We start from the raw sequence: 12,021 nt of genomic DNA on the forward strand, positions 1-12,021 counted from the left end.
GCAAAGAACGAGCCGATGGCCGCGATCGCGAGGGCCGCTCCGGCGCGGCCGTTCCTGGCCATCTGGTAGCCGTCGATCGCGGTCACGGCGGACGAGGATTCGCCCGGCATGTTGATGAGAATGGCGGTGGTCGAGCCGCCATATTGCGCACCGTAATAGATGCCGGCGAGCATGATGAGGGAGGAGACCGGATCGCCGATCTGGAAGGTGATGGGCAGAAGCATGGCGATGGTCGCGGTGGCGCCGATGCCGGGCAGGACGCCGATCAGCGTGCCGAGAAGGACGCCGATCAGGCAGAAACCGAGGTTGGTCAACGACGTCGCCGTCGAAAAGCCGAGCGCGAGGTTGTCGAGGAGATTCATGCTCATCGCCTCACGATGCCGACCCTGGGGCCAGCCACGGGCCGAAGCGGCGGAACGGCAGGCCGAGCGCGTAGCTGAAGACGAGGAAGGCAAACAACGTCAGACCGGCCGACAGCACGAGCGCGGTCAATGGCTTCATGCGGCGGCTGGCAAACGACGCGATCAGCGCCGTCAGGAAGATCGACGGGATGAATCCGAGGCCGCGCACTGTCAGGCCGAAGAAGATCGGAGCAGGCAGGATGAGCAGCATGCCGCGCCACGCAACGTGCCCGATCGCTTCGCCCTCGACGCGTACGGCCTGGACGAGAATGACCGCGCCAAGCAGGATCAGCACGATCGCCAGGACCAGCGGAAAATAGCCTGGCCCCATGCGCAAGGCGGTGCCGATTTCGAGACCGAGCGATTGCAGCGCGAACGATGCGCCAAAACCGATGAACAGGGCGGCGCACAGGCCGTTGGCCCTGTCGATCGCGAAAGGTTTCATGATGGTTCTCCAAGCCCGCACTGGGGTAGCGATGCCGAGCGAAATAGGGGCGCTGGTGGCGCCCCTATTCAAATCTCAGTCGGCGTACTGGCCGGCGGCTTCGATGATCGGCTTCCAGCGCGCGATCTCGCTTTCCAGCTTGGCCTTCAGTGCGGCGGGCGTGGCATCGGCCTCGAGCGACGGCTTGGTGCCGAGTTCGGCGAAGCGGGCGGCGACGTTCTGGTCCTTCAGCGCGACCTGCAGCGATTTCGACAGGCGTTCGGTGATCTCGGCCGGCGTGCCCTTGGGTGCATAGAGACCATGCCAGATGCCGACCTGCACATCGGGAAGGCCGCCTTCCACCGTCGTCGGCACGTCCTTCAGCACATCGAGGCGTTCCGGCGAGGTGACGGCATAGGCCTTGATGGTGCCGCCCTGGATCTGCTTGGTGGTGTTGGTCGTCTGGTCGCACATGATGTCGACCTGGCCGCCGAGAAGATCGGTCATGGCCGGGCCGGTGCCCTTGTAGGGCACGGTGACCAGCGGCGTCTTGATGGCGCTCATGAACAGCATGCCGCATAGATGCGAGGCCGCACCGATGCCGGCATTGGCGACGGTTATGGAATCCTTGTTGGCCTTGGCGTACTCCACCAACCCCTTGAGGTCGGTGGGCCCCAGGTCCTTGCGGCCGACGATGGTCATCGGCACCTCGGTGACGAGGCCGACATATTCGAAGGCGTTCAGCGTGTCGTAGGCGAGCTTTCTGTACAGCGTCGCACTTGTCGCCATGCCTATATGATGGAGCAGCAGCGTATAACCGTCCGGCTCGGCGTTGGCGACGCGACCGGCACCCAGAGTGCCGCCGGCGCCGCCGACATTTTCGACGATGACCTGCTGGCCGAGATCCTTCGACATCGCTTCGGCGACGAGGCGCGTGACCGTGTCGGTCGGGCCGCCGGCTGCAAACGGCACCACAACGGTGATGGTGCGTTCAGGATAGGTCTGCGCGCCGGCAGTGAACCCATAAAGCGCGACGGCCGCAGCAGCAGCCAGAGTGGCGACAAATCTTCTCATCGTGATCTCCTCCCAATGCGTAAATCTCCAACCGCTGCGCGGGGTCCTCTCAACACCCTGCAGATGGAGCAACAACTAGCGCAAATTAACAGATTGCAACCGGACTCAAACGGCAAACTGCTGATGGGCGCCATCCTAATAGCCGTAGCCACGCGCCATCGCGGCGGCGAAGACCGGGATGAGCAGGAAGATGAAAGCTTCGGCGCGGATGTAAGTCTTCACGGACGCAAGCTCGGCCGCCGGCACCTGGAACGAGGCATTGCCGCTCGCCTGCCTGCTCCAGGATATGAAGCGGACGGTCGGGATGATCGACAGCAGGCCGACCACGACGAACGCCGCTATCTTGGCCCAGAACACCCAATTGTGGACGTAGAATTCCCAGCCCTTGAGGCCATAGAAGACGCGGCCGATGCCGACGACGATGATCAGCGTGGCAATGATGCCGTAATGGCGGTCGATGCCGGCGAGCCTCTTGAGCGTCGCAGTGCCCAGATCGCCGCGGATCAGGACGAATTCGGCGCCGATGATTCCCGCCAACGAAAACACCAGCAGATGATGGAAGATCGCAAGCACAAGATCGGTGGTGTCCATGCTCTTTCCCTGGGTTTGACGGCAGCAATGCGCGCCTGAAAGGTCGCGCTGGCAGGCGTTGAATCGGCCTGCCGTGAAAAAATAACACCGTCTCGCAAAATTCCCATAGCGGCGCCTGGATGATGGGCCGTGTTGCGCTGGCCCCTTGCGCCGCACCGGCGATTTGCTAAGCGCTGGCGATCCGTACAAGGCAGATCCCATGAACAATCCACAAGCGACCAGCGCCCCTGTCATCGAAACGAAGCGCACCATCCTGCGGGCACACCGGCTGGATGATTTCGACACCTATGCCGCGATGTGGACCGATCCCGTCGTCACCCGCTTCATCGGCGGCAAGCCGCGCACGCGCGAAGAAAGCTGGATGCGCTTCCTGCGTCACGCCGGCCTGTGGTCGCTGCTCGGCTATGGCTTCTGGGCGATTGAGGAGAAGGCGACCGGACGCTTCATCGGCGAGGCCGGGTTTCACGACCTGAAGCGCGATATGGAACCATCAATCGAAGGCATTCCCGAGGCCGGGTGGGCGCTGGTTCCGGCCGTGCACGGGGCGGGCTTCGCCACCGAGGTGGTTGGCCGCATCCTGTCGTGGAGCGAAGAGATTTTCGGGCGCGAGAAGACCGTCTGCATCATCGATCCGGAAAACGGCGCGTCGCTGAGGGTGGCTGCGAAGTGCGGTTACCGGGAAGTGGTGAAGACCACCTATCACGACACTCCGACCATCCTGCTGGCGCGGTGACCTGAGCGGCGGGCTGACAGCTGCCGGCGCCGGCATGATGGCGCCTGTCGCCAGCAATGATGACGAGGCGGGCCGCGCCAAGAACCGCTGTGGCCTGGTCAAACTGACTTGAGCGGGGCTTCCAACGAGAACGTGTTCTACGGCATGGCGTCCGCTGCCAGGCTTGCCCGCTCGAGCATGGAGGCGTCCTCGCCGAAGGCGCGGGTGGCGCGGGCCGCCGCCTCGAGCAGCGGACGCTTCATGCGCTGCAGAAATGCCGCGTCGACGCGCGTGCTGGGTCCAGCCAGGGTCAAGGCGCCGAGCAGGACGCCTCCCGGGCCGAACACCGGCGCCGACACGCCCCCCGTCTCGGGGTCGCGGTCGCCCACGGCGAGGCAGTTGCAGGTCTTGCGGATGGTCTCGTAAGGTTCGCCCTGCTGGCCCGAAAACGCTGCGAGCACGCGGCCTCCCGAGCCGAGCAGCAAAGGCAATACGTCGCCTTCGCGTATCGTGTAGCGGATCGGGTGCTTGGATTCGACGCGGTAGAGACAGGTGCGGACGTCGCCCGAGCGAACATAGAAGGCAACGCTCTCCCAGCTTCGCTCGGAAAGATCGCGCATGATCGGCAGCAGGATATCGACCGCCACGACCGAACGCTGGTAGAGCGCACCGAGCCGAAAGGTCGCGGGTCCGACGCGGTAGCGTCCATTGTCGAGGCGCTCGAGCAATCGTCCGCGCATGAGGGAATTCGCAAGCCGCAGGATGGTGCTCTTGTAGAGGCCGGTGCGCGCCGCGATTTCGGCCAGGCTGAGCGACCGGTCATCCGTGGTGAAAGCATCGAGGATGGCAATGGCCCGATCAAGCGCGGCAACACCGTCCGCCGAGGTGCGATCTATTTCCCCATCTGCCGATTTGCTTGGCGAGTCCATGGTGGTTCCAGTTTGAAGAAAGCCGAGCGACGCGACTCTGTCGCGCCGCCAAATCGTTCTGTCCAGTAGAATATCGTTTCCGTTGACAGAACTCCGTAACATCTGCTTGAAATCGATGACGGGTCTGGATGCAGGCGCGTTTTGGCGGGCACCGGAGGAGGTGTCGTGATTTGGAGGAATCCCCATGCTGAACAGACGCAGATTTTTGATGAGCACCGCAGCCGTGGGTGCCGGGCTGATGACGTCGCATCTTTCTCCCGCTTACGCCGAAGGCGCGCCCCAGATACAGCTCTTCGTGCCTGCCGCACCGGGTGGCGGCTGGGACCAGACGGCGCGCACGATCGACCAGGTGCTGCGCAGTGAAAAGCTGATCTCGGGTTCGCAGATCACCAATGTCGGCGGCGCCGGCGGCACTGTCGGGCTGCCGCAATTCATCAGCCAGTGGAACGGCAAAGGCAATTCCCTGATGGTTGCCGGCATGGTCATGGTTGGCGCCATCATTGCCAACAAGGCCGCGAACAATCTGACGCAAGTCACCCCGATCGCCCGCCTCACCGGCGAGTTCGAGGCCCTGGTCGTGCCGGCGGAGTCACCGTTCAAGACGGCCGCTGATTTCGTCGCCGCGCTCAAGGCCGATCCGACAAAGGTTCCTGTCGCCGGCGGCTCGGCAGGCGGTTCCGATCACATCCTGTTCGGCCTGATCGCCAAGACGGTCGGCGTTCCGGCAACCAACCTCTCCTATGTGCCGTTCGCCGGCGGCGGCGAGGCGCTGTCGGCGCTGCTCGGCAACCAGGTCGCGGCCGGCATTTCCGGCTTCGGCGAGTTCTCGGAGCAGGTCAAGGCAGGTGCGCTCAGGCTGCTCGCCATCTCGGCTGACAAGCGTCAGGACGGCATCGACGCACCGACGATGAAGGAAGCCGGCATCGATGTCGAACTGTTCAACTGGCGCGGCGTCTTCGCACCGCCCGGCGTTTCCGACGCCGACAAGGCGGCGATGGTCACAATGATCGAGACCATGGCCAAGAGCGATGCATGGGCAACCGAATGCAAAAACCGCAACTGGACGCCCATCCTTTTGACTGGCGACGACTACGCAAAATTCCTCACCGAGGACACGGCCCGCATCACCGCGATCCTCAAGGATCTCGGCCTCGCCTGATGTCTTCAGGGGGCGGTTAGAGTGCCGCCCCCTTCCCATCTCGCCTGCCGCATGGACATATGATGCGGCGAAACTGCGGATGCGGCGGGCTGGAGGATGCCGGCCATCTTGGGAGGATACCGATGAGCACCAGCGACCAGCAGTCGGCGCCGTGGCGCCTTGCCGTGCCGGAATTGTTGATAGGCATCGGGCTCCTGGCCTGCGCCGGCGCCGTCGCCTGGCAGACGCTGGCAATCCCGGTGTCGCCGCTCTACTCCAAGGTCGGCCCGACCGTCTTTCCCTACCTCACCATGTTCGGCCTGGTGGTTCTTTCGCTGTTGCTCATCCTTGCCGCGCTTCGCGGCGGCTGGCAGCCGGAGGAGGAAAAGGAGACGCCGACCGACTGGAAGGCGATGGGCTTCGTCGTCATCGGCCTGATCGCCAATCTGCTGCTCATCCGGCCGCTCGGCTTCACGGCGGCATCCGTCATCATGTTCGTTCTGGTCTGCTACGGCTTCGGCAGCAAGCGCACGCTGCGTGACGCAGTGCTCGGCCTGATCCTGGCGCTGGCCGCCTATTTCGGCTTCGCCAGGGCGCTTGGCGTCAACATCGGTGCCGGTTTCATCGAGAACCAGCTGAACACGGTCATCGATGCGTTCATCACCATGTTGAGGGGCTGACGTCATGGAAACGCTCGGACATCTCGCACATGGCTTCTCGGTTGCCTTCACCCCGGTCAACCTTCTGTGGTGCCTGCTTGGCACCACACTCGGTACCGCCATCGGCGTGCTGCCCGGTCTTGGGCCGGCGCTGACCATCGCGCTGCTTTTGCCGATCACCTATCAGGTGGCGCCGGAGGCATCCTTCATCCTGTTCGCCGGCATCTACTACGGCGCCATGTATGGTGGTTCGACGACGTCGATCCTGCTCAACACGCCCGGCGAAAGTGCCACCATCGTCACTGCGTTGGAAGGCAACAGGATGGCGCGCTCCGGGCGCGGCGGCGCGGCACTCGCCACCTCGGCGATCGGTTCGTTCGTCGCCGGCACGATCGGCACGATGGGCGTCGCTTTCCTGGCGCCGGTGGTGGTCAAATTCGCATTGGCCTTTGGTCCGGCCGAATATTTCTCTTTGATGGTGCTGGCCTTCATCACCGTTTCGGCGGTGCTCGGCTCGTCTTCCGTACGCGGCCTGACCAGCCTGTTCGCCGGCTTCGTCATCGGCATGATCGGCGTCGACCTGCAGACCGGCCAGCCGCGCTTCACCTTCGGCACGAACGAACTGCTTGATGGCGTCGATGTCATCATTGCCGCGGTCGGCCTGTTTGCCGTCGGCGAGACGCTCTACATGGCCTCGCGCCGCTATGCCGGCAAGGACGAGATCGTGCCGCTGAAGGGCTCGCTCTACATGACGGCGGCCGAGTGGGGGCGTTCGTGGAAACCCTGGCTGCGCGGCGCTGCGATCGGCTTCCCGATCGGCGCCATGCCGGCCGGCGGCGCCGAAATCCCGACCTTCCTGTCCTATGCCATCGAAAAGAAGCTGTCGAAGCACAAGGAGGAGTTCGGCACGGTCGGCGCCATCGAGGGCGTTGCCGGCCCCGAGGCCGCCAACAATGCCTCCGCAGCCGGCGTGCTGGTGCCTATGCTGACGCTTGGCCTGCCGACCTCGGCGACTGCGGCGATCATGCTGTCGGCCTTCCAGAGCTACGGCATCAACCCCGGACCGCTGCTTCTCACGACCCAGGGCGATCTCGTCTGGGGGCTGATCGCCAGCCTGTTCATCGCCAACGTCATCCTGGTCATCCTCAACCTGCCGCTGATCGGCCTGTGGGTGCGGCTTTTGAAAATCCCGGCGCCGCAGCTCTATGCCGGCATCCTGGTGTTCGCGACGGTCGGCACCTATGGTATTTCGCAATCGCCCATCGACCTCGTCATCCTCTATCTCCTGGGGGCCGCCGGCTTCCTGATGCGGCGCTTCGATTTCCCGACCGCGCCCGTCATTATCGGCATGATCCTTGGACCGCTCGCCGAAACCCAGTTCCGCCGGGCGATGACCATCTCGAATGGCGACTGGTCGGTGTTTTACACCCACAAGCTGTCGCTGACGCTGCTGACGCTCGCCTTCATCGGCCTCGCCGGCCCGCATATCTGGGCCTTCATCGAGCATCGGCGTCGGCGCGGACCGGAGCATGTGCCCGGCGATGCCTGATCGATCCATGATGCCATGACAGAATTGCTTTCCGGTATCCGCGTCCTCGACCTGACCAACGTCCTGGCTGGTCCCTACTGCGCCTATCAGCTGGCGCTGCTCGGCGCCGATGTGATCAAGGTCGAGGCGCCGCAAGGCGGCGACCTGGCCCGCCAGCTCGGCGGCTCGCCAAAGCTGAACAGCGCCGGCATGGGCGCATCGTTCCTGGCGCAGAACGCCGGCAAACGGTCGGTGGTGCTCGACCTCAAGCAGCAAGCCGATCGCGAGCGCTTTTTCGATCTGGTGGCCAGCGCCGACGCCCTGGTGGAGAATTTCCGCCCGGGCGTGATGGATCGGCTGGGGCTTGGTTACGAGGCGCTGAAGACGGTCCGTCCAGGCCTCGTCTATTGCGCGATATCGGGTTTCGGCCAGACCGGGCCGATGCGCGACAATCCCGCCTATGACCAGATCATCCAGGGCCTGTCGGGGATCATGAGCATCACCGGAACACCGGAAACGGCGCCGCTGCGGGTCGGCTATCCCGTGGCCGACACGCTTGGCGGACTGGTCGGCGCGTTCGCAATTACCTCGGCGCTGGTGCGGCAGAAGACGAGCGGCGAGGGTGCCTTTCTCGACGTCTCGATGCTCGAATGCACACTTTCCGCGCTTGGCTGGCCGGTTTCCAACTATCTGACCGCAGGCATCGACCCCAAGCCGATGGGCAATGAGAACATGACGGCGGCACCCTCCGGTACGTTTCGCACCGGCGACGGGCTCGTCAACATCGCCGCCAACAAGCAGGAGCAGTTCGTGGCGCTGTGCCGGCTGATTGGCCGGCCGGAACTGGCCTCCGATGTCCGCTTTGCCGAGCGCGAGACGCGCAAGCGCAACCGTGCGGCGCTTAAAGTCGAAATCGAGGACGCCCTGGCGGACGCCTCGGCGGCTGCCTGGGAAGAGATGCTCAATCGCGCCGGGGTGCCCGCCGGCAGGGTGCTGACGATCCCGCAAGTGCTGGGCGAGCCGCAAGTGCTCGAACGCCGGGTGACCGCGAATTTCGACGATGTGGCCGGCATGGACAAGCCGCTGACCGTTCTGCGCGGCGGCTTCATGGTAGATGGCGAGGCGCCGTTGCCGACAAAGCCGCCGCCGGCGCTCGGCGAACATATGGGCGAGGTGTTCGCCGACCTGCCACCCCGCGCCAAGACAAAGGTAGGCGCATGAGCGACACGGAGAAGACGGGCCGTGAGCGCGGCGAGGAATGGTGGCAGACCGACATCATCGAGATGCGGCCTGGTGTCATCCGGCTGCGCGGCTACGAGATCCAGGATCTGATCGGCCGCGTCAGCTTCCCGGCTGTCATCTGGCTGATGCTGCGCGGCGAACTGCCCGGCGAGGACCAGGCAGAGTTGCTCGGCATTGCCTTGGGAGCCGCCGTCGACCACGGACCGCAGGCGCCATCGATCGCCATCGCGCGCATGGCCGCAACCTGCGGCGTCGGTATCAACAGCGCCATGGCCTCGGCCATCAACGTTCTCGGCGACGTGCACGGTGGCGCCGGCGAGCAGGCGCTTTCCTTCTATGGTGACATTGCCGTGGCAATCGATGCCGGGATGACGCTGAATGAAGCGGTCTCGACACGGCTCGACCGGTTCTTCGCCGAGGAGAAGGGCTATGTGCCGGGGCTCGGACATCGCTTCCATCCCGTCGACCCGCGCGCGCCGCGCTTGCTGGAACTGACCCGCGAATTTGCCGCACGCGGTGCCGTCAACGGACGTTTCGTCGATATTGCAGAAGCGATCGAGGCGGACGTCGCGCGACGCAAGAGGAAAAAAATACCGCTCAACATCGATGGCGCTACCGCCGTCATCTATGGCGAACTCGGTTTTCCGCCAGCGCTGACGCGAGGGCTTTTCGTGCTGTCGCGCTCGGTCGGCATCCTTGCGCATGCCTGGGAGCAGTCGCAGCAGGCCGAGCGAAACAAAGGGCCGCTGCCGCGCGAATGGCTGTGGACCTATACCGGCACGCCGGTGCGGCCGTTTCCCGAAAGCGATGAGCCCGGCGAGTGAGGCTTTACGCCTGGTCCACCTGCAAAGGCTGAGGAAGCTTCAGCGTCTTCACCAACGTTGAAAGATCAGGCTCGTCGATGAGCATGGCTGCGTCGGCTGGCGCCAGCCAGGCCCGCTGGCGTCGTTTGGCTTCCTGCCAGTCGGCCAGTTCCTCGCTCACCTCGAGCAGATAGACGATGACGTCGACGCGGACAAAGCGATTGGCCAGCCGCTTCCAGTAGGAATAGGTGCCCGCCGGCTGCTTCAGCGTCTTGCCGAGCACGCCGGCTTCCTCCCGTGCCTCGATGGTGGCCGCCTTGCGTCCGCTCTTGCCCTTCATCGGCCAGCCCTTGGGGACGATGAAGCGCCTGGTGGTACGCGACGTGACCAGCATGACCTCGATGTCGCCGCGCGCGGTCAGCCGAAAGGGAATAGCCGCCACCTGGCGGATCCTCTCGCCCTTTTTTGCCTTGCGTACGGCCTTTTTCTTGGTGGCTGCCATTCGTCAATCCAGTCGATGCAATGCCGCATAGCGCGACAAGGCATCGTTGCAAAACCAAAACTTTCGCGTGTGCCGAAAGACACCCTAAATACATAAGTCGGCTAAATAAATGAAAAAGGCCTTGATGTCAGCGGCAATTGCTCACGGCGGTGGTGCCGATTATCTGGGTCTGGCAGCTTGGCTTGAGCTGCTGCACGACTGGGGGCGGCTGCTGAACGATCTGGCGGTCCTGGGCGCGGTACTGCTGCTGTTGCTGCTGATATTGCTGCCGTTGTATCCTGTTTTGCAGGATTTGCAGGTCGTTCTGCCGGATCAGCGCATTGTTGCCGGTAGCGGAATTGAGCGCTTGCGCGGAAGCCGGCAGGCAAACGCCCGCCAGCACTGCCGTGGCCAGCATTGCCACTGTGAAGATCGTTGATGGCCGAAGTGCCGACATTCGCTCATTCCCGCGCAAAAAACTCTGCCCACTGATATAGGACGTTTGCGCGGCGATGCCATGGCCAGCGGGTCGAGCATCACGAAATCGGGCAGTCCGATCGCTTTGTTCTGCGATTCCAGCAGTGAACCGCAGATAGTCGTCATATGACGACTATGAAACGTCAGCGGCTTTAGTCAGTGTCCGCACGTAAATTTTCGGTTTCATCCGGCATAAGTTAATGTATTCTAATTGAGTCAGAGCTCCGCAAGTGGGAATGCGGATGCTCTGTTTTAATGCATTGAACCTTATTGCGCAGTGCCGGCATCCTTATTGCAATTGCATGAGCATAGCGGTGGCGTCGCCTTAAGCAGGCATTGAGGCGCGCCCCCGTAAAACGGGGGGTAAGTGCATGGCTTTGTTTTCAAAGCGTGGTGGCTTTGCCATCAAACGCGCATTCGCGGTTCCGGGTTCCGGTATCGACGCTGCCAATGCCCATGTGGCAGAGGTATCCCAGCAAGCAGGGCTTGCCCGCCAAGCGCTGCCCGGCAGTTCGCCTTGTTCGCTTCGTGCGGCGCAAGCGTGGACTTTGTTCAAACTTGGACCGGTGGCACGTGCGCAAGAAGCGTCTGGCTCGGGTCGCCGTCGCCGGCCAGGTGTGATTGCCGGACGGTTGATGGTCCTCCTCGGCGCCACCGCGCTGGTGGGTTTTCCGCCGATACCGGCGGCGCATGCTCAGTTCGTCATAGACGAGAACGGCCCGGATGCTCCGGACAGGGGACCTTGACGCAGATGGCGATAATGGCGATCCCGGCGGATCGATTACAAATGCGACTCCTGGAGCCGTAAACAACACCCCGCAGATAAACGTCAACGCATCTGGATTTGGCGGCACGGCGAATGGCGGCGATGGCGGCGACGGCGGCGAAGGCCTGGCTGGAACGCCCTTTGAAACCAATGGCGGTGAGGGCGGCAATGGCGGCGTTGGCGGATCCGTCGATGTTCTCAACAACGCCACGATTTCGACCATCGGCTCGGGCCATCATGGACTCATAGCTTCCGCGGTCGGCGGCGATGGCGGCAGTGGCGGTGGCGCCCTTCCGGCGATCGTGAACCTTGGCGGCGACGCCGGAAGCGGCAACACCGGCGGCAGCGCCAACGCGGTTGCGTCTGGCACCAGCGACATCACGACGACGGGCGACTTTTCCTACGGCATCTTTTCCAACGCCAGCGGCGGCAATGGCGGCCAGGGCGGTGACAACATCGTCAGTCTCGGCGTCGATGCTGGTGACGGCGGTGATGGTGCTTCCGGCGGCACCGCATCGGCAAGCAACGCCGGCAAGGTGGAAACATCGGGATTGGCCTCTTATGGCATGCTGGTGCGGTCGGCAGGTGGTGTGGGTGGCAATGGCGCCGATGGCGTCGGGGTCGTCAGCGGCGGCGGCAATGGCGGCGGCGCCACTTTGGGCGGAAATGCCACGGGCAGCAATTCGGGCGGCATCATAACGCATGGTGATTTCGCCAGCGGCATGGCCGTACAGTCGGTCGGCGGCGGCGGTGGTGGCGGCGGCGACGCCTTCGGCCTGTTCGGCGGCGGTGGCAC

At 63.8% G+C, this 12,021-nt stretch carries 13 protein-coding genes and 1 pseudogene; 8 read left to right on the top strand and 6 right to left on the bottom strand.

The features are described 5' to 3' along the window. From EOC06_RS21305 to EOC06_RS21320, 4 genes are all read right to left on the bottom strand, one after another. Positions 1-362: tripartite tricarboxylate transporter permease (locus EOC06_RS21305; protein ID WP_206631226.1), on the bottom strand; the 362-nt coding region annotated here is incomplete at its 3' end. A 10-nt stretch (positions 363-372) separates the two neighbouring features. After that, positions 373-846, bottom strand: coding sequence for a tripartite tricarboxylate transporter TctB family protein (locus tag EOC06_RS21310; protein WP_128308716.1), 474 nt, complete (start codon positions 844-846; stop codon positions 373-375). Positions 847-921: 75 nt separating this feature from the next. After that, positions 922-1,899: a tripartite tricarboxylate transporter substrate-binding protein gene (locus EOC06_RS21315; RefSeq protein WP_128308717.1), complete on the bottom strand. Its 978-nt coding sequence runs from the start codon at positions 1,897-1,899 to the stop codon at positions 922-924. 135 nt (positions 1,900-2,034) lie between these two features. Then, a complete protein-coding gene (locus tag EOC06_RS21320) occupies positions 2,035-2,490 on the bottom strand; it encodes a DUF2214 family protein (RefSeq protein ID WP_127328326.1) in 456 nt (151 codons plus the stop codon). A gap of 199 nt (positions 2,491-2,689) precedes the next feature. Here EOC06_RS21320 and EOC06_RS21325 point away from each other — a divergent pair, with 199 nt between their 5' ends. Then, positions 2,690-3,223 (top strand): GNAT family N-acetyltransferase, encoded by a 534-nt coding sequence (locus EOC06_RS21325; RefSeq protein WP_128288014.1) that lies wholly within the window; start codon positions 2,690-2,692, stop codon positions 3,221-3,223. Positions 3,224-3,360: 137 nt separating this feature from the next. On the opposite strand, the gene EOC06_RS21330 is transcribed toward EOC06_RS21325, so the two are convergent. Continuing rightward, the gene (locus EOC06_RS21330; protein WP_127397554.1) at positions 3,361-4,131 is read right to left on the bottom strand and encodes an IclR family transcriptional regulator; all 771 of its coding nucleotides are present in this window, start codon (positions 4,129-4,131) and stop codon (positions 3,361-3,363) included. A gap of 184 nt (positions 4,132-4,315) precedes the next feature. Between EOC06_RS21330 and EOC06_RS21335 the strand changes: the two genes are divergently transcribed. The 5 genes from EOC06_RS21335 (at position 4,316) to EOC06_RS21355 (ending at position 9,522) form a co-directional block, all read left to right on the top strand. Beyond that, positions 4,316-5,290, top strand: coding sequence for a tripartite tricarboxylate transporter substrate binding protein (locus tag EOC06_RS21335; RefSeq protein ID WP_127269608.1), 975 nt, complete (start codon positions 4,316-4,318; stop codon positions 5,288-5,290). Positions 5,291-5,412: 122 nt separating this feature from the next. Beyond that, positions 5,413-5,949 carry a tripartite tricarboxylate transporter TctB family protein gene (locus tag EOC06_RS21340; RefSeq protein WP_128308718.1) on the top strand — a complete coding sequence of 179 codons (537 nt, stop codon included), beginning with the start codon at positions 5,413-5,415 and terminating at the stop codon, positions 5,947-5,949. Between the two features lie 4 nt (positions 5,950-5,953). Beyond that, positions 5,954-7,477: a tripartite tricarboxylate transporter permease gene (locus tag EOC06_RS21345; RefSeq protein ID WP_023812558.1), complete on the top strand. Its 1,524-nt coding sequence runs from the start codon at positions 5,954-5,956 to the stop codon at positions 7,475-7,477. A gap of 15 nt (positions 7,478-7,492) precedes the next feature. Next, positions 7,493-8,677: a CaiB/BaiF CoA-transferase family protein gene (locus EOC06_RS21350; protein ID WP_128308719.1), complete on the top strand. Its 1,185-nt coding sequence runs from the start codon at positions 7,493-7,495 to the stop codon at positions 8,675-8,677. Next, on the top strand, positions 8,674-9,522 hold the full coding sequence (locus tag EOC06_RS21355; protein WP_127270868.1) for a citryl-CoA lyase: 849 nt from the start codon (positions 8,674-8,676) through the stop codon (positions 9,520-9,522). Before EOC06_RS21350 ends, EOC06_RS21355 begins: the two co-directional genes overlap by 4 nt. A 4-nt stretch (positions 9,523-9,526) precedes the next feature. Here the strand turns inward: EOC06_RS21355 and EOC06_RS21360 are convergent, their stop codons facing one another. Continuing rightward, the gene (locus tag EOC06_RS21360; RefSeq protein ID WP_128308720.1) at positions 9,527-10,003 is read right to left on the bottom strand and encodes an NUDIX hydrolase; all 477 of its coding nucleotides are present in this window, start codon (positions 10,001-10,003) and stop codon (positions 9,527-9,529) included. 109 nt (positions 10,004-10,112) lie between these two features. Here EOC06_RS21360 and EOC06_RS45010 point away from each other — a divergent pair, with 109 nt between their 5' ends. After that, positions 10,113-10,421: a hypothetical protein gene (locus EOC06_RS45010; RefSeq protein ID WP_164898677.1), complete on the top strand. Its 309-nt coding sequence runs from the start codon at positions 10,113-10,115 to the stop codon at positions 10,419-10,421. Positions 10,422-11,182: 761 nt separating this feature from the next. Further along, a pseudogene (locus tag EOC06_RS44865) lies at positions 11,183-12,021 on the top strand (autotransporter outer membrane beta-barrel domain-containing protein); the annotation flags it as partial.

Source organism: Mesorhizobium sp. M7A.F.Ca.MR.362.00.0.0 (assembly GCF_004023175.1).
GTDB lineage: Bacteria > Pseudomonadota > Alphaproteobacteria > Rhizobiales > Rhizobiaceae > Mesorhizobium.